The organism is Nocardioides bizhenqiangii (genome assembly GCF_034661235.1).
GTDB lineage: Bacteria > Actinomycetota > Actinomycetes > Propionibacteriales > Nocardioidaceae > Nocardioides > Nocardioides bizhenqiangii.
Map to the genome: position 1 here is coordinate 1903578 of NZ_CP141059.1, position 16739 is coordinate 1920316.

Annotated in this window: 15 protein-coding genes; 9 read left to right on the forward strand and 6 right to left on the reverse strand. The window is 70.2% G+C overall.

Annotated elements, in window-relative coordinates:
- The first annotated feature begins 2 nt into the window (after positions 1–2).
- From SHK19_RS09155 to SHK19_RS09180, 6 genes are all read left to right on the forward strand, one after another.
- Positions 3–596 carry a DUF5998 family protein gene (locus SHK19_RS09155; protein WP_322457328.1) on the forward strand — a complete coding sequence of 198 codons (594 nt, stop codon included), beginning with the start codon at positions 3–5 and terminating at the stop codon, positions 594–596.
- Positions 593–1729, forward strand: coding sequence for an alkaline phosphatase family protein (locus SHK19_RS09160; RefSeq protein WP_322938458.1), 1137 nt, complete (start codon positions 593–595; stop codon positions 1727–1729). Before SHK19_RS09155 ends, SHK19_RS09160 begins: the two co-directional genes overlap by 4 nt.
- A 97-nt stretch (positions 1730–1826) precedes the next feature.
- A complete protein-coding gene (locus SHK19_RS09165; protein ID WP_322938459.1) occupies positions 1827–2360 on the forward strand; it encodes a SigE family RNA polymerase sigma factor in 534 nt (177 codons plus the stop codon).
- Positions 2357–3523: a hypothetical protein gene (locus SHK19_RS09170; RefSeq protein ID WP_322938460.1), complete on the forward strand. Its 1167-nt coding sequence runs from the start codon at positions 2357–2359 to the stop codon at positions 3521–3523. Before SHK19_RS09165 ends, SHK19_RS09170 begins: the two co-directional genes overlap by 4 nt.
- A gap of 24 nt (positions 3524–3547) precedes the next feature.
- Positions 3548–4204 (forward strand): thymidine kinase, encoded by a 657-nt coding sequence (locus SHK19_RS09175; RefSeq protein ID WP_322457324.1) that lies wholly within the window; start codon positions 3548–3550, stop codon positions 4202–4204.
- 60 nt (positions 4205–4264) lie between these two features.
- The gene (locus SHK19_RS09180; RefSeq protein WP_322938461.1) at positions 4265–5437 is read left to right on the forward strand and encodes a hydroxymethylglutaryl-CoA reductase; all 1173 of its coding nucleotides are present in this window, start codon (positions 4265–4267) and stop codon (positions 5435–5437) included.
- 11 nt (positions 5438–5448) lie between these two features.
- Here SHK19_RS09180 and SHK19_RS09185 read toward each other — a convergent pair whose 3' ends face one another.
- On the reverse strand, positions 5449–7170 hold the full coding sequence (locus SHK19_RS09185; protein WP_322938462.1) for a BspA family leucine-rich repeat surface protein: 1722 nt from the start codon (positions 7168–7170) through the stop codon (positions 5449–5451).
- A gap of 101 nt (positions 7171–7271) precedes the next feature.
- Here SHK19_RS09185 and SHK19_RS09190 point away from each other — a divergent pair, with 101 nt between their 5' ends.
- The gene (locus SHK19_RS09190; RefSeq protein ID WP_322938463.1) at positions 7272–9296 is read left to right on the forward strand and encodes a M3 family metallopeptidase; all 2025 of its coding nucleotides are present in this window, start codon (positions 7272–7274) and stop codon (positions 9294–9296) included.
- Positions 9297–9307: 11 nt separating this feature from the next.
- Here SHK19_RS09190 and SHK19_RS09195 read toward each other — a convergent pair whose 3' ends face one another.
- On the reverse strand, positions 9308–10114 hold the full coding sequence (locus tag SHK19_RS09195) for an LLM class flavin-dependent oxidoreductase (RefSeq protein ID WP_322938464.1): 807 nt from the start codon (positions 10112–10114) through the stop codon (positions 9308–9310).
- Positions 10111–10926 (reverse strand): alpha/beta fold hydrolase, encoded by an 816-nt coding sequence (locus SHK19_RS09200; RefSeq protein ID WP_322938465.1) that lies wholly within the window; start codon positions 10924–10926, stop codon positions 10111–10113. The genes SHK19_RS09195 and SHK19_RS09200 overlap by 4 nt, the downstream gene beginning before the upstream one ends.
- Positions 10927–11000: 74 nt before the next feature.
- Between SHK19_RS09200 and SHK19_RS09205 the strand changes: the two genes are divergently transcribed.
- On the forward strand, positions 11001–11897 hold the full coding sequence (locus tag SHK19_RS09205; RefSeq protein ID WP_405030467.1) for a LysR family transcriptional regulator: 897 nt from the start codon (positions 11001–11003) through the stop codon (positions 11895–11897).
- A gap of 3 nt (positions 11898–11900) precedes the next feature.
- Here SHK19_RS09205 and SHK19_RS09210 read toward each other — a convergent pair whose 3' ends face one another.
- The 3 genes from SHK19_RS09210 to SHK19_RS09220 form a co-directional block, all read right to left on the reverse strand.
- Positions 11901–13085, reverse strand: coding sequence for a PQQ-dependent sugar dehydrogenase (locus tag SHK19_RS09210; protein ID WP_322457317.1), 1185 nt, complete (start codon positions 13083–13085; stop codon positions 11901–11903).
- 88 nt (positions 13086–13173) lie between these two features.
- Positions 13174–14001, reverse strand: a complete 828-nt coding sequence (gene panB, locus SHK19_RS09215) for a 3-methyl-2-oxobutanoate hydroxymethyltransferase (protein ID WP_322938467.1) — start codon at positions 13999–14001, stop codon at positions 13174–13176.
- Between the two features lie 121 nt (positions 14002–14122).
- Positions 14123–14617 (reverse strand): VOC family protein, encoded by a 495-nt coding sequence (locus SHK19_RS09220; protein ID WP_322457315.1) that lies wholly within the window; start codon positions 14615–14617, stop codon positions 14123–14125.
- 61 nt (positions 14618–14678) lie between these two features.
- Here SHK19_RS09220 and SHK19_RS09225 point away from each other — a divergent pair, with 61 nt between their 5' ends.
- Positions 14679–16736 (forward strand): NAD(+) synthase, encoded by a 2058-nt coding sequence (locus SHK19_RS09225; protein ID WP_322938468.1) that lies wholly within the window; start codon positions 14679–14681, stop codon positions 16734–16736.
- Positions 16737–16739: the final 3 nt, after the last annotated feature.

A 16739-nucleotide genomic window follows, 5' to 3' on the forward strand; every position in this document is an offset into this window, starting at 1 on the left:
CCATGCCTGACGTCCGTTCCCGAACCTCCGAAGACCGGGACCGCGCGCCCGAGCTCCGCGAGGCGCTCGACCGCACCGGCTACTACCCGGAGGTGGTCGCGGACGCGGTGGCGGAGGCGGTCGGGGGCGAGCACGTCGTGTCCTTCTACGTGCACCACGAGCCGACGTTCGAGCGCGACGAGGTACGCCGTCACCAGAGCGTGATCGTCCTGACCCCGAGCCGGCTGATCCTCGCCCACACCGACGAGCACGCCGGCGACGACCTGCTCCCGGAGCCCTACACCTCGACCTCGACGGAGGCGGTCAATCTCAGCGCGGTGTCGTCGGTGGTCGTGACCCGGATGACGGCCAACCCGACCGCGGGCCCGCAGCCGCCGGTCGAGGCGGTGCTCACCATCGGATGGGGCGCCGTGCACCGGGTCGACCTGGAGCCTGCCGGCTGCAACGACCCCCAGTGCGAGGCCGACCACGGCTACACCGGCACCCTGTCCTCGGACGACTTCTCGCTCCGGGTGTCGGCTGCCGCGGACGGCTCGGACGCCGTCGGTGGCCTGTTGTCCTTCGCCGCGTCGCTCTCCGCCCGTACCCGCGGATGAGCGACATCCGGACGATGGAAGAGTTCTGCGAGCCCGCCTACGGCGAGCGCTCCCTCGGCGACGTGGTCCCGGCGGTGGCGGCCGCGCTCGGCCACACCCTCGACGGCGATCCGCGCGGGCTGGACCTGCCCGGTGCGTCGTCGTACGTGGTCTTCCTCATCGACGGCCTCGGCGCCAACTTGTTGCGTCGGCACGCGGAGGTGGCGCCGTACCTCGCCTCGCTGCTGCCGACCTCGACCATCGGCACCGCCGGCGTGCCGTCCACCACCTCCACCAGCCTGACCTCGTTCGGCACCGGGCTGGTGCCCGGCGGCCACGGCCTGGTGGGATTCACCACCCGGGTGCCCGGCACCGAGAACCTCCTCAACGCGCTGATCTGGGACGCCGACGTGGATCCCATCGAGTGGCAGCCGCACACGACGACGTTCACGCGGTTGCAGGCACTCGGTGTGCGGGTCAGCGTCGTCAACAAGCGGGAGTTCCTCGGCAGCGGGCTCACGGTGGCGGCCCACCGCGGCGCCGACTACGTGGGCGTCGATCGCGTCGGGGAGCGGATCGCGGCCGTGGTGGCGGCGTCCGCCGAAGCCCCTTCGTTGACCTACGTGTACGACGGCGACCTCGACTGGACCGGGCACCGGTGGGGCGTCGACTCCAGCCACTGGCTGCAGCAGCTGGCGATGATCGACCACGAGGCCGAACAGCTTCGTGAGGCGCTGCCGGCCGACCGTCGGCTGCTGGTCGTGGCCGACCACGGCATGGTCGACGTGCCCCAGGACGACCGGATCGACGTCGCCGCGGACGATGCGCTCGGCTCGGGGATCTTCCTGATCGGCGGCGAGGCGCGTTTCCGCCACCTCTACTGCGTCGGCGGAGCGGTGGCCGACGTGGTGGACACGTGGCGGGCCACTCTCGCCGACCGCGCCGAGGTGCTGACCCGTGCGGAGGCGATCGGCCGCGGGTGGTTCGGCCCGGTCGACCCGGTGGTGCTGCCGCGGATCGGTGACGTCGTCGTGGCCTGTCGCGGCACGTCGGCGGTGCTCTCCACCGACGGCTTCCCCTACGAGACCCGGCTGATCGGCATGCACGGCTCGCTCACCGACGACGAGATGCTGATCCCGCTCCTCGTCGACTGACAGCACCGGACCTGGGCAACGAACCTTTCCGACGGGTGGCGTCGTCAGGGAGGGTGAGCAGGGCGGCACGGAGCCGCCCTCGGGAGTCGGAGGCACGATGGCTGCTCGGGACAGGTCCGCTTTCGCGGAGTTCGTCGCGGCCCGGTCGGGCGCGCTGCACCGTGCCGCCTACCTGATGGTCGGCGACGTCGGGCTGGCCCAGGACCTGGTCCAGGAGGCGCTCACCAAGACCTACGTCGCGTGGCCTCGGCTGCGCGACCCCGCCAATGCCGAGGCCTACACCCGCAAGGCGATCACCACCACGGCGATCACCTGGTTCCGCAAGAAGAGCTGGTACGGCGAGCGCACGGCCGAGCACGTGCCGGAGACCGCCGACGCGGGTCATGCCGACGCGGTCGCCGCACGGACCTCGCTGATGCAGGCGCTCGCGCAGCTGCCGCCCCGGCAGCGCGCGGTCATCGTCCTCCGCTACTACGAGGACCTCACCGAGGCGCAGACCGCCGCGATGCTCGGCTGCGCCGTGGGCACCGTGAAGAGCCAGGGCTCCGCCGCGCTCAGCAAGCTGCGTGACCTGATGGGCGACCAGCTCGACGTCACCGACCTGATCAACAACGAGGAGGTGCCGGCATGACCGAGCAGCTCAAGACCATGATGGATCGGGCGGCCGACCAGGACTTCGCCGCGGTCGACCTCGACGCGATCACCGGTGCCGGGGAGCGGACCCTCCGCCGCCGGCGCGTCGCGACCGGCGTCGCCGGTGTCGCCGTACTGGCGGTCGTCGCCACGGTCGCTGCCGTCTTCGGAGGTGACGACGGCGACCGCAAGACCGACTTCGTCGACGAGCCGTTCCGCACGGACGTGCCGATGTGGACCGAGGGCAGCACCCTCCACACACCGGAGGCGACGTACGACCTCGGTGTCGACGTCGCCAGCTTCGTCCGCACCAGCGAAGGCATCGTGTTCCTCGGGTGGGACGGCAACCGGGAGGGGCGGTTCGGCGTCTACTCGTTCGCGGGTGAGGGTGAGCCGAAGCAGATCGGCGAGACCCAGGACTCGCGGCTGCGGTCCGACCCGGAGGCGCCGTATGTCGGCTGGCTCGATGGGACCGGTGACGATCCCGAAGCTGTTGTCTTCGACGTGAGCGGCAACGAGCTGGTCTGGAGCGAACCAGCCGGGATCGAGGAGAACTTCCCGTTCGTCGCCGTGGACGGCGACCAGACCTACCTGGAAGGCTCCCCGCTCCGCGTCGTCGACCTGACGTCCAGGACCGTCACCGAGCTACCGGACGTGGCGGCGTGGACTGAGGTGGTTTCGATCGAGGACGACCTGGTTGCTCGCGCGGAGGGCACCCGCGACGAAGGCGAGGGGACACTTCTCGTAGGCCCCGGTGGCGAGGCGCGGGTCAGGATCCCTGGCGTCGCGACCGAGGCCGGTCTCCTCTCGCCCGATGGTCGCTGGATCAGCGTGTTCGACGAGCAGGTGCAGGTCTACGACACCCGGACGGGGGAGCGGGTCGCGGTCGACGCCGGTCATCCCGCCGGTCTCGGGTACGACTGGTTGGACGGTGACACGCTGCTGGCGATCGCCGGCGCGGCGAACCCCGAGCAGATCGACCTGCTCCAGTGCGAGATACCTGCGGGCGGCTGCGAGCAGGTCGCCTCCCTCGGCGGGTTCGAGGCCGGCGAGCTGTACTCCATCAGCTTCGGGGAGGCGATCTGGGGGATCGCGGCTTCAGCCGAGGGCTCGGACGTCGACGTCACCTCCACCGTCAGCACGGCAGAACCACCCGAGTAAGCGCCGTCTGGCATCCTTCACCGGGTGGCGGAGCTGACCTTCTGGACGGGCACGATGGACGCGGGGAAGTCGACGCTCGCCCTGCAGACCAACCACAACCACGCCGCGCGTGGTCGGGTCGGGCGGCTGTACACGTCGCACGACCGGGCAGGGGTGGCGACGGTGTCGTCCCGGCTCGGTCTCACCGCCGAGGCGCACGAGGTCACGCCGGACTTCGACTTCTGGCGGACGACGGTCGACGCGCTCACCCAAGGAGCGCGGATCGACTACTTCGTGTGCGACGAGGCGCAGTTCTACACCCGTGACCAGATCGACCAGCTCGCCAAGATCGTCGACGAGCTGCAGATCGACGTCTTCTGCTTCGGGATCCTCACCGACTTCCGCACCAAGCTGTTCGAGGGCTCGGCCCGGCTGGTCGAACTCGCCGATCGCACCGAGGTGCTCCAGGTCGAGGCGCTGTGCTGGTGCGGCAAGCGCGCCACCCACAACGCCCGCACCGAGGACGGCGCGATGGTCACCGAGGGTGAGGTGATCGTGGTGGGCGACGTCGACGTACCACCGGTCGACGAGCCGACCGTCGTGTCCTACGAGGTGCTCTGCCGCCAGCACCACCGCCGCGGGCTCACCGCGGCCCGGGCGCGTGCAGTCTCGCTGGCACCCGACCCGCTCCCGTTCGGCTGACCTGCTGGGGTCTCGAGACAGTCGCTGCGCGACTTCCTCGACCACCGGTTTACTAGGGGCATGGCTGACCTGAGGATCCCGCGGGACCGGGACGACGACTACTCCGCCGCCGCGATCAAGGCCCGGCAGGAGCTGGTGCGCTCCCGCACCGGCAGCGCGGTCGAGCACGTCGGGAGCTACTCGCTGGATCCGTCCACGCTTCCCGGCAACATCGAGAACTTCTTCGGCGTCGCGCAGGTGCCGATCGGGCTGGCCGGTCCGCTGCTGGTCAACGGCGAGCACGCTCAGGGGGAGTTCCTGGTCCCGCTCGCAACCACCGAGGGCACGCTGGTGGCGTCGTACAGCCGGGGCATGAAGCTGTGCCGGGAAGCCGGTGGGGTCACCACGACGGTGCTCGACGACCGGATGCAGCGAGCGCCCGTCTTCAGCTTCGAGAGCGCCCGCGAGGCGAAGGCGTTCTCTGCCTGGCTCGACGACAACTTCGAGCCGATCGCCGCCGCTGCCCAGACGACGACCAGCTCGGGCAGGCTGGTCGAGATCCAGAAGTTCTCGGTCTCCAAGCTGCTCTACACCCGGTTCAACTACACGACCGGCGACGCGGCCGGGCAGAACATGACGGGCAAGGCGACGTTCGCCGCGTGCGCGTGGATCAAGCAGAACTACCCGGGCGAGCTGCACTTCCTGCTCGAGGGACAGTTCGCCACCGACAAGAAGACCTCGGTCGTCAACATGCTCCACACCCGCGGCAAGCGGGTGGTCGCCGAGATCACGCTCCCTGCCGGACTCGTCGAGGAGCAGATGAACGTCACGACCGACAAACTCTGGGCGGCGCGACTCCGGGGCCAGCTCGGCGCGATCATGTCGGTGACGAACAACAACGGCAACCACTCCGCCAACGGCATCACCGCGATGTTCATCGCGACCGGACAGGACGTCGCCAACGTGGCCGAGTCATCCGCCCTCTACGGGTTCTCGGAGCTGCTGCCGAACGGCGACCTCTACGCCTCGGTCACGCTGCCGTCACTCATCATCGCGACGTACGGCGGCGGCACCGGGCTGGCCACGCAGCGCGAGTGCCTCGAGATCATGGACTGCTACGGCACCGGCAAGGTCCGAAAGCTCGCCGAGATCATCGCCGCGACCGTGCTCGCCGGCGAGCTGTCGCTCGGGTCGGCCGTCGTCGCGGAGGAATGGGTGCAGGCGCACGACGACCTTGGCCGCAACCGCCCTTAGCCACCCTCCGGTCAGGAGACCGTGACCTCCCGCCAGGGGCGTGGTTCGGCGTTCGCGATGCCCCAGGTGTCCTTGACGAAGAGCGCGACGCCGTACCGGCCGGGAGGCAGTGCGCGACGGATCTTCCACGCGGTGGAGGTCGCTCCCGGGTCGGTGAGCACCGTCCAGATCTTCTCGTAGGCACCCCACGTCCCGTCCCGGTGCAGCCACTGGCCGGTCGCGAGGTCCCGGATGCCGACCGCGACGGCTTCGACCCCGTGGTCGGGAGCCGTCGCCGTGCCTTCCGCCACGATGGCGCCGCCGTCGTCGGTGACCGACGTGAACGTCCCGGCCGGCCGGTAGTCCGGGTTGCCCGGGCAGGTGCCCCAGACGGGACGGGGGAGTACCCAGGCAGTCGCGAAGCTGTCGAACTCCCGCGGGGCTGACTTGATCGAGGGGACGCACCAGCCCGACAGGTCCCGGTTGAACTCCCGCGCGCCCTCGAAGACCTCCTGCATGTCGCCCTCGTACCTGATGCCCGACACGTCCCAGTTGCCGATCGGCTGGTTGAAGCGCGAGCCGGCGAACATCCCGGTCATCTCGGTCAGCCCAGACGTGTCCCAGTCCGCGATGGGCTGGTTGAACGGCGACCAGCCGAACATGTAGACCATCCTGCTCACGTTGGAGACATCCCAATCGGCGATCGGCTGGTTGAACCGCGAGAAGAGAAACATCCAGGTCGTGTTCGTGACGTTGGAGACGTCCCAGTCGCCGATCGGTCGGTTGAAGACCGACCGGTTGAACATGGAGGCCATCGACACCACGTTCGACACGTCCCACCCGCCGATGGGCCGGTTGAACCGGTTCGTCACCTGGTCGCCCCCGCCGAGGTTGTTGCCGCTGAACATGCCGGTCATGGACGTCACGTTGGAGACGTCCCAGTCGCCGATGAACCGGTTGAAAGAGGAGCCCTCGAACATCCCGCTCATGTCGGTGACGTTCGAGACGTCCCAATTCCCGATCGGCTGGTCGAACGAGTTGTAGCCGCCGTTCCCGCTGAACATCGACGCCATGTCCGTGACCTGCGAGACGTCCCAGGACCCGATCGGTTGATCGAACGGCGATCCGGCGAACATCGCAGACATGTTCCTGACGCGGGAGACGTCCCAGGTCCCGATGGGTTGGTTGAAGGAGCTCTCCGCGAACATCCCCTCCATGTCCTTGACCCGCGAGACGTCCCAGTCGGCGATCGGCTGGTTGAAGTCGTCGGCGGCGTAGAACATGTGGTCCATGTCGATGACACCGGCGGGGATCTCCGCGACGTTGGTGAGGGACCTGGCCTCGGCGAACGCGCCGGACAGGTCGGTCGTGCCCGTCGGGCCCCACTCGTCGACGGTCAGGAGCCCGGTCGGGACGAAGTCGTAGTTGATCGGGAACCGGCCGAAGCGGGTAAAGGTGCCGGTGACGACCACTTCGGCCCGACCGACAGCCGGATCGTAGGTGTGCTGGACCGGGGGGTGCGTACGCGGCAACCGTTCGCCGGAGACCACGGTCTGCGTGCCGTCGCCCCAGTCGACCGTGACGTCGACGCTGCCGTAGAGGTGCAGCGCGACCCGGTGGTGGAACGAGGTGTTCCAGGTGGTGACGAACCGACCACCCGCAGCCGCTTCGGACGGCGTGGCCGGCGCGAGCGCGACCAGTGGTGCGATCAGCAGTGCGGACAGGGCGCTGACGGCAGCGCGACGTAATGACATGGCGATCCCCTTCGGCCGACGGGTGTTGGAGCCACGGCGTCGGGCCCTGCGATGGTCACACGGGTCTCCTTTACTCGTCAACGCGCACGTAGGGTTTCGTCATGCACCCACTGCTCCTCCCCAGTGACCTTCCCTACCAGCTGCCGAGGTTCTCCGACTTCACCGACGACGACTTCGCCCCGGCCCTCGACGAGGGGATGGCTGCCCAGATCGAGGCCGTCTCCGCGATCACCGCGAACCCGGAGCCGGCCACCTTCGACAACACCCTGGTGCCGCTCGAGCGGAGTGGCGAAGGGCTGTCCCGCGTGCTGCGGATCTTCTCGAACAAGGCGAGCGCCGACACCAACGAGCAGGTCGACGAGCTGCGCGCGGCGTACGCCCCGAGGCTGGCGGCGCACTCCGACGCCATCGCGCTCGACCCCGACCTCTACCAACGGCTGCTGGCCGTGCACGAGCAGCGCGACGCGCTCGACCCCGAGGCGCGCTACCTGGTGGAGCGCTACGTCGTCGAGTTCACCCTCGCGGGTGCGGCGTTGGGGGAGGACGACAAGGCCCGGCTGCGCAAGCTCAACGAGCAGATCTCGGCGCAGGAGACGGCCTTCGAGATCACGCTCCAGGCCGACACCAACGATCTCGCCGTCGTGATCGACGACGAGTCCGAGCTCGCCGGGCTGACGCCGGGCGAGATCTCCGCCGCGGCTGCCGCGGCGGCATCCCGCGGCCTTGACGGCAAGTGGCTGCTCACGCTGGTGCTGCCGACCGCGCACCCGCACCTGGCGGCGCTCACCGACCGCGACGTACGTCGCCGGCTGTCCGAGGCCCAGCGGGCACGGGGGAATCGCGGCGGCGCACACGACACCCGGCAGATCGCGCTCGACATCCTGCGGTTGCGCGCCGAGCGGGCCCAGCTGCTCGGCTTCGCCAACCACGCGGAGCTGGTCACCAAGGACAACACCGCAGGCACCCCGGCCGCGGTACGCGGGATGCTCGCCCAGCTGGCGACGCCTGCTGCCGGCAACGCGAGACGTGAGCAGGCAGCCCTCTCCGCCCAGGCCGGATTCCCGGTCGAGGCGCACGACTGGGCGTTCTACGCCGAGCAGGTGCGCTCGGCCGAGTACGACGTCGACCTGGCCGCGCTGCGCCCCTGGTTCGAGGTGGAGCGGGTGCTCCGCGATGGCGTCTTCTTCGCTGCCAACCGGCTCTACGGGTTGACCTTCGCCGAGCGCAGCGACCTTGAGGGCTACCACCCCGACGTCCGCGTGTTCGAGGTCGCCGACGAGGACGGGGGCCCGGTCGGCCTCTACCTGCTCGACCTCTACACCCGCGACTCGAAGCGGGGCGGCGCCTGGATGAGCAGCTTCGTCAACCAGTCCGAGCTCCTCGGCATCGACACCGCGGTGGTCTACAACAACCTCAACGTGCCCAAGCCGGCCCCGGGTGACGCGACGCTGCTGACCTACGACCAGACCCGCACCCTCTTCCACGAGTTCGGCCATGCGTTGCACGGCCTGCTGGCGCGGGCGACGTACCCCCGGTTCGCCGGCACCGCCGTCTTCCGCGACTTCGTCGAGTACCCCTCGCAGGTCAACGAGATGTGGATGCTCTGGCCCGGGGTGCTGGCCAACTACGCGGTCCACCACGAGACCGGCGAGCCGATCCCGGCCGAGGTGATCCAACGGATCGAGGCGTCCTCGACCTTCAACGAGGGCTTCGGGACCAGCGAGTACCTTGCCGCCGCTCTGCTCGACCTCGCCTGGCACGAGCTCGGTCCCGACCAGGTGCCGACCGACCCCGCCGAGGTGCTGCGCTTCGAGGCGGCGGCGCTCGCGGCGGTCGGGCTCGACAACCCCGCGGTGCCGTCGCGTTACTCCACGCCCTACTTCGCGCACAGCATGAGCTCGGGCTACGCGTCCGCGTACTACTCCTACATCTGGAGCGAGGTGCTCGACGCCGACACCGTCGCCTGGTTCAAGGACAACGGAGGACTCACCCGCGAGAACGGCGACCTCTACCGGAAGCACGTCATCGGCATCGGTGGCACCAAGGATCCGCTCGCGTCGTACGTCGAGTGGCGCGGGCGGCCGGCGCCGATCGAGCCGCTCCTGGAGCGGCGCGGGCTGGTGTAGCCCCGACGCAGCTACCTGAACGGTCCGTCGGCGATGAGGCCGCGCACGGTGTCGAGGGTCAGGCCTTCCGCCTCCGTGTCGGTCACGCACCAGGTGGCGCCGGCGTCGGCGTACGGCGAGGGGTCGGCGCCGGGCGCGACCGCCGCGATGACGTCGTACGGCGCCGTCGGGTCGTCGCGCAGCGCCGTGACGGCGGCGACCTCCTCGGCGAGCTGGTCGGGGTCGGCGAGGTTGACCGGGAAGAATCCGTCGTTGCGCGCTGCCCGCTGTCGCGGACGGGCCTTCCCGGGGAACCCGGCCACCCAGATCGGGATGGTGCGCTGCGTCGGCCGGGGGAGGAAGCGCACACCGTCGACGGCGTAGTGGTCGCCGCGATGGTGCACCGGCTCGCCGGACCAGGCGCCGCGCAGGATCTCGAGCGCCTCGTCCAGCATGGCCGCCCGGGCGCGTTCGTCGGTCTCTTCGCCGAAGAGGGAGAACTCACCGCCGAACCGGTCCGACCCGAGGCCGACGCCGAGGCTCACCCGCCCACCGCTCAGCAGGTCCAGAGCCGCGGTCTCACGCGCCAGCTTCGCCGGACGGCGGCGCGCGACCGCGGTGACCAGGGTGCCCAGCCGGATCCGATCCGTCGCCGCTGCGATCGCTGCGAGCGCGACCCACGGATCGCCCGCGCTGACGACCGGCTCGTGCCAGCGGAGGTGGTCCCACACGAAGAAGCCGTCCCATCCGGCCTCCTCGGCGGCGACCGCGAGGTCCACCGCGACCCGGGGATCGGCGAGGTCGTCGAAGAGCGGCACCCACACCGCGGACCGGGTCATGACGTGTGCTCAAGGAGCGCGGGGACGAACAGGTCCCAGACCGGTGGCGGGACGTCGTGGCCGGTGGCCGGCAGCACGAGCAGCCGCGCGCCGGGAACGGCGTCCCGGAGTGCCTCACCATGGGAGAGCGGAAAGGCCGGGTCGATCTCCCCGTGCACGACGAGCGTCGGCACCGCGACGTCGCGGAAGCTGCCGTTCCTCGGCGCGTCGAAGTCGATGAGGTAGTGGTTCAGCATGGTCGACGCGGCCGACTTGCCGCGAGCGACGTCGCGCTCGGCGAGAGCGCGAGCGGCCTCGGGGTCGAAGTGGGGCGATCCGCCGGCGTACGCCGCCACTGCGGCGACCACGTGGTCGACGACCTGTTGGACGTCGTCGTAGTCGGGCGGTGGCGGGAACGCGACCTGTCCCATCTCGAGCTCGCCGGTCGTGGTGGTCACGAACGTGACGGTCTCCACCCGAGCAGGATGATCGACGGCCAGGGCCAGCGCCGTTCCACCGGCCATCGACCGACCGACGACGTGCGCCGTCTCGACGCCGAGCGCGTCGAGGACGCCGACGGCGTCGGCCACCATGTCGCTGAAGGCGTACCCGGGCTCGCCCGCCGGCCAGTGCGTCGACCGTCCTGTGTCGCGGTTGTCGAACCGGATGACGAACCGGCCGCCGTCTGCCAGGCGCCCGCACAGCTCGTCCTCCCACCACAGCATCGACGCCGATGCGCCGTGGATCAGCAGGATCGCGGGGTCCGTGGGGTCGCCGAAGGTCTGCACACACAGCTCGACGCCGTTGATCTCGAGGAGTTGCTCTGGGTTCATGGCCTCGACGCTAGGCCTCGTCGACGTTCGTGAAAAGCGATCAATAGCGATCAAGAAGATCGGGCGATACGATAATGTTCGTGATCGAGCTCCGCCACCTCGCCGCCCTGGACGCGGTGGTCGCCGAGGGTACGTTCGGCCGGGCCGCAACCCGCCTGGGGTACACGCAGTCCACGCTCAGTCAGCAGATCGCAGCGCTGGAGCGGTCCGTCGGCGGCGCCGTCTTCGACCGCCCCGGCGGGCCGCGGCCAGTGCGGATCACCCCACTCGGGCGCGTCGTGCTGGAGCACGCTCAGGGGATGCTCCGCTCCGCGGCCGACGCCGACGAGGCGATCGCTCGGTTCCACGCCGGCGGCGGCAGGGTCGACATCGGCACCTTCCAGACCGTCACCAACGTCGTGCTGCCGCCGGTGGTCGCCGCCGCCCGGGCCGAGCACCCCGACTGCGACATCCGGCTGGTCGAGGACGAGTCCGAGGAGCCGTCCCTGACCGGGCTCGACCTGATGTTCTTCGACGGCCCGGGAGGCCCGGATCTCGATCGGGTCCGACTGCTCGCCGACGAGCACGTCCTGGTCGCGCCGCGCTCGCTGTTCCGTCGCGGCCCGGTCGCAGTGGAGCGGCTCGACGGCGCCCCGATGATCGGGCTGCCGCGGATCTGCGACCAGCGGCGGGTCGAGGACAGGTTGGCCGAGCTGGGTGTCCGCCCTCGTTTCGTGTTCCGGACGGCCGACAACCAGGCAGTCGTCTCGATGGTGCGGGGCGGGCTCGGGTGCGCGGTCCTCCCGGTACTGGCGACGAGATCGGTCGGGAGGGACGAGGAGGTGGTCCTGCACAAGATCCGACCGGCCCTGCCGCCACGCGAGATCTACCTGCTCTGGCAGGGCACCCTGTCGCCGCTGGCCGCCCGCGTGCGCGACCTCAGCATCGACGCCAGCCGAGCGCTGACGTCCTCGGGCGCGTGCCGGCTGTGACGGTCAGCGGACCGGCCGGACCCGCAGGATCCGGTCGTCGCCGCCGCCGTTCGACGTCGTGACGAGCAGCGATCCGCGATAAGCGGTCACGCCGCGCAACCGGCCGGGGTTGCGGAGGCGTTCGGGCGCCCGGGTCCACCGCAGGTCGCCGCTGGCGTCGAACTTGACGAACATCAGCCGTTCGCCGGCGAGGCACGCAACCGCGAGCGTGCCGGCGTACGAACCCCAGCCCCGCCCGCTGACGAAGGCGGCGCCTGACGTCGCGATCGTGGGATTGCCGGACCGCCACTTGGCGCTCCACTGCCGCCCGGGCAGGGAGTGGTCGGTCATCGGCACCGACTCGTCGTAGCCGGGGACCGGGTTCCAGCCGAAGTTGCGGCCGCGGCCGAGCTTGTTGATCTCGTCGTCGCGGAAGCTCCCGTGCTCGACCGACCACAGGCTGCCGTCGCGTCGCTGGGCGAGGCCCTGCACGTTGCGGTGGCCGTAGGTGTAGATGTAGCGCTTCCTGCCGTCCGCGCCTGCCCACGGGTTCGTCGGCCACGGCCGTCCGGTTGCAGGGTCGAGGCGCAGCGTCTTGCCGCCGAACGAACGCAGGCTCTGCGGGTTCCTGCCGACGGCGGCGTCACCCGTGCCGACGAGGAGCGCGCCGTTGCGGGCGATGAGCAGCCGGCATCCGCCATGCCGGCCGGAGGTGGTCGGCAGGCCCTTGAGCAGCACGTCAGGACGGCCGACCGCGGTGAGGCCGGGATCCAGCTTCCATCCGATCACCCGGATGTCGTGCCTGCCGCCCGGCAGCTTCCAGCCCTGACAGGTGTAGATCCGCCGGTTCTCGGCGAAGTCGGGATCGACCGCAAGACCCATCAGCCCGGTCTCGCCGGACACCCACACCCGCCGGCTGGGGAACGCGACCCGGCGCTTGTCGCCGTCGGCCTGGATCAGCGTGAGGTTTGCTCGGTCGCGTTGGGTGAACAGCAGCCGACCGTTGCCCACGGGGCGCACGTCCCACGGGTGGTCGAGGTCGTTGGCGACCGTCGTCACCCGCAACGCGGGCGCGGCACGGCGCGGGCTGTCGTCGTAGCCGGCATCCCGGTCGCGGATCGGCGATGCGGGCGACCCGGACGCCGGGGAGGACGCGAGGGTGGTGAGCAGAAGGGCCAGGGCGGCGAGGGGGGCACCGAGTTTGCGCATGGCCACCAACCTAACGCCGTGCGTCGCGGGCCGTCCAAGGGTGTCGAAGCGTGTCGAAGGCCGTCGATCGGGTGTCGAAGGGCCAGGGTCAGAACGTGTGCTCCGGTCCGGGGAACTCGCCGGTCTTGACCTCGGAGTCGTAGGCGCGGGCGGCGTCGAGCAGGACCGACCGGACGTCGGCGTACTGCTTGACGAAGCGCGGCATCCGCCCGGTGCGCAGGCCGAACGCGTCCTGCCACACCAGCACCTGGCCGTCGCACTCCTTGCCGGCGCCGATGCCGATCGTCGGGATCTGCAGCTTTCGCGTGACCTGGGCGGCGACGTCGCCGGGGACCATCTCCATGACGACGGCGAAGGCCCCCGCCTCCTGGACCGCCTCGGCGTCGCGCAGCACCCGTTCCGCCGTGTCGCCGCGACCTTGCACCCGGTAGCCGCCGAGCGCGTGCTCCGACTGCGGGGTGAAACCGATGTGCGCCATGACCGGGATGCCACCACGGGTCATCCGCTCGATCTGCGGGGCCATCTCGACCCCGCCCTCGAGCTTCACGCAGTGCGCGCGGCCCTCCTTCATGAACCGGACGGCCGTGAGGTAGCCCTGCTCTGGCGACGCCTGGTAGGACCCGAAGGGCAGGTCGCCGACGACCATCGCCCGCTCGACCGCGCCGCTGACTGCGCGCGTGAGCGGGATCAGCTCGTCGACGGTCACCGGCAGCGACGTGGCGTTGCCGAGGACGTTGTTGGAGGCGCTGTCGCCGACGAGCAGGATCTCGATGCCTGCCTCGTCGAAGACCTGCGCGGTGAGCATGTCGTAGGACGTCAGCATGGAGAAGCGCTCGCCGCGCTCCTTCATCTCACGCAGGTGGTGCGTGCGGATCCGCTTGATCGTCGGTCCGTACGGCGCGGTTTCCTCGCTCATCGTCGAGCTCCGTCTCCTCGTGACTCGCGGCCCTGGTGAAGGGTCCACGTTCCTGGATGGACGAACACGAGGCTAGCCCCGGAGCAGCCGGATCCGCGCTGTGTGCTGCATCACTCAGGCTTCAGCTGACGGCGGCCGCGTCCGCCGCCGCCTCGAGCTGGGCGATGACGATCCGGCGCATGCCGAGCATCGCCTGCGTCGCGGCCTGCGCCCGCACCGGGTCGGGGTCGGACACCAGCTCGTAGAGGCGGGTCGGGACGATCTGCCACGACAGGCCGTACCGGTCCTTGAGCCAGCCGCACACCGACTCCTCGCCGCCGTCGACCAGCGCGTCCCAGTAGTAGTCGACCTCCGTCTGGTCGCGGCAGGCCACCGAGAACGAGACGGCCTCCGAGAACGCGAACGGCGCGGACCCGCCGTTGATGCCGCGGAAGGTCATCCCGTCGAGCGTGAACTCGCCGGCCATCACCGTCCCGGGCTTCCCGGGTCCGGCGTCGTTGTAGCGGGTGAGGTGGCCGATGGAGGAGTTCGGGAAGATCCCGGTGTAGAAGCGGGCAGCTTCCTCGAGGTTGTCGTCGAACCACAGGCAGGGCGAGATGCTGGACGCGATCGTCATGTCGATGATGACCAGCCCGCAGCGTCGTACTCATCGGAAGCCCGATCCCTAGACTCCCTCCGTGGACTTCTACTCGGCCTATGCCCACGGCTTCGCTCGGGTCGCGGCCGGCACGGTGCCGGTCGCGCTCGCGGATCCGGCGACCAACGCGGCACGGACGCTCGAGCAGGTACGAGCGCTGCACGAGCAGGGGGTCGCGGTGGCGGTGTTCCCCGAGCTCGGGCTGACCGGCTACGCCCTCGACGACCTGTTCCTCCAGGACACGCTGCTCGAGTCCGCCCGTACGGCGATCGACGAGCTCGTCGATGCGTCGGCCGACCTGCGCACGGTGATGGTGGTCGGGGCGCCGCTGGAGCACGGCAACCGGGTCTACAACTGTGCCGTCGTGATCCACCGCGGCCGCGTGCTCGGGGTGGCGCCGAAGTCCTACCTCCCGAACTACCGGGAGTTCTACGAACGTCGCTGGTTCGCGCCGGGCGACGACGTCCGCGGAGAGACGGTCGAGCTCGCCGGCCAGGAGGTGCCGCTGGGGCCGGACCTGATCTTCACGGCGACCGACGTCCCCGGCCTCCACCTGCACGTGGAGATCTGCGAGGACATGTGGGTCCCCGTGCCGCCGAGCGCACAGGCCGCTCTCGCCGGCGCGACCGTGCTCGCCAACCTCAGCGCCAGCCCGGTCACGGTTGGTCGCGCCGAGGGGCGGCGGCTGCTCGTCCAGTCGGCCAGCGTCCGCTGCAGCGCTGCGTACATCTACACGGCCGCCGGCCAGGGGGAGTCGACGACCGACCTCTCGTGGGACGGCCAGTCGATGGTCTACGAGTGCGGCGACCTGCTCGGAGAGAGCGAGCGGTTCCCGGACGGCCCGCGGGCGATGGTCGTCGACGTCGACCTCGACCGGCTGCGCCAGGAGCGGCTGCGACAGGGGAGCTTCGACGACAACCGGCGCGGCGTCGGTGTCGTGACCGACGACTACCGCCGGGTGGAGTTCGTGCTGGACCCGCCGACCGGTGACATCGGGCTGCTCCGCAAGGTCGACCGCTACCCGTTCGTCCCCGACGACCCCGCCCGGCTGGCGCTCGACTGCTACGAGGCCTACAACATCCAGGTCTCCGGGCTGGAGCAGCGTCTCACCTCCATCGGTCAGCCGAAGGTGGTCATCGGCGTCAGCGGCGGTCTCGACTCGACGCACGCGCTGATCGTCGCCGCCAAGGCGATGGACCGGCTCGGCCGCCCCCGCAGCGACATCCACGCGTTCACGCTGCCGGGCTTCGCGACCGGCGACACGACGAAGTCCTACGCGACCCGGCTCGCGACCGCCCTCGGCTGCACCTTCGCCGAGATCGACATCAGGCCGGCCGCCGAGCAGATGCTCAAGGACCTCGACCACCCCTACAGCGAGGGTGACGCCGTCTACGACATCACCTTCGAGAACGTGCAGGCCGGGCTGCGCACCGACTACCTCTTCCGGATCGCCAACCACCGCGGCGGCATCGTGCTCGGCACCGGCGACCTGTCCGAGCTCGCGCTCGGCTGGTGCACGTACGGCGTAGGCGACCAGATGTCGCACTACAACGTGAACGCCGGCGTCCCGAAGACGCTGATCCAGCACCTGATCCGGTGGGTGATCGACAGCAAGCAGCTGCACGGGGGCGACTACGACGACCAAGCGGATGCGGTGCTGCGCGAGATCCTCGAGCAGGAGATCACCCCCGAGCTGATCCCGACGACCGAGGGCGTCAAGCCCCAGGCGACCGAGGACTCGGTCGGCCCCTACGCGTTGCAGGACTTCACGCTCTTCCACGTCATCCGGCTCGGCTACACCCCGAGCAAGATCGCGTTCCTCGCGTGGCACGCGTGGAAGGACCCGGCGGCGGGGGATTGGCCACCGGGGTTCCCGGAGGAGGCGCGTACGTCGTACGACCTCGCGACCGTGCGGCGTTGGCTCGAGGTCTTCGTCAAGCGCTTCTTCGCCAGCCAATTCAAGCGCTCGGCGCTGCCCAACGGGCCGAAGGTGAGCAACGGCGGCACCATGTCGCCGCGCGGCGACTGGCGGATGCCGTCGGACGCCAGCGCGGCCGCGTGGCTGGCTGAGATCGAGGCCAACATCCCTCGCGACTGATCA

Excerpts from the sequence above, each read along its gene's own strand:
- SHK19_RS09155 (WP_322457328.1), top strand. The coding sequence starts at position 3 with ATGCCTGACGTCCGTTCCCGAACCTCCGAAGACCGGGACCGCGCGCCC.
- SHK19_RS09160 (WP_322938458.1), top strand. The coding sequence starts at position 593 with ATGAGCGACATCCGGACGATGGAAGAGTTCTGCGAGCCCGCCTACGGC.
- SHK19_RS09165 (WP_322938459.1), top strand. The coding sequence starts at position 1,827 with ATGGCTGCTCGGGACAGGTCCGCTTTCGCGGAGTTCGTCGCGGCCCGG.
- SHK19_RS09170 (WP_322938460.1), top strand. The coding sequence starts at position 2,357 with ATGACCGAGCAGCTCAAGACCATGATGGATCGGGCGGCCGACCAGGAC.
- SHK19_RS09180 (WP_322938461.1), top strand. The coding sequence starts at position 4,265 with ATGGCTGACCTGAGGATCCCGCGGGACCGGGACGACGACTACTCCGCC.
- SHK19_RS09185 (WP_322938462.1), bottom strand. The coding sequence starts at position 7,170 with ATGTCATTACGTCGCGCTGCCGTCAGCGCCCTGTCCGCACTGCTGATC.
- SHK19_RS09190 (WP_322938463.1), top strand. The coding sequence starts at position 7,272 with ATGCACCCACTGCTCCTCCCCAGTGACCTTCCCTACCAGCTGCCGAGG.
- SHK19_RS09195 (WP_322938464.1), bottom strand. The coding sequence starts at position 10,114 with ATGACCCGGTCCGCGGTGTGGGTGCCGCTCTTCGACGACCTCGCCGAT.
- SHK19_RS09200 (WP_322938465.1), bottom strand. The coding sequence starts at position 10,926 with ATGAACCCAGAGCAACTCCTCGAGATCAACGGCGTCGAGCTGTGTGTG.
- SHK19_RS09205 (WP_405030467.1), top strand. The coding sequence starts at position 11,001 with ATGTTCGTGATCGAGCTCCGCCACCTCGCCGCCCTGGACGCGGTGGTC.
- SHK19_RS09210 (WP_322457317.1), bottom strand. The coding sequence starts at position 13,085 with ATGCGCAAACTCGGTGCCCCCCTCGCCGCCCTGGCCCTTCTGCTCACC.
- panB (WP_322938467.1), bottom strand. The coding sequence starts at position 14,001 with ATGAGCGAGGAAACCGCGCCGTACGGACCGACGATCAAGCGGATCCGC.
- SHK19_RS09220 (WP_322457315.1), bottom strand. The coding sequence starts at position 14,617 with ATGACGATCGCGTCCAGCATCTCGCCCTGCCTGTGGTTCGACGACAAC.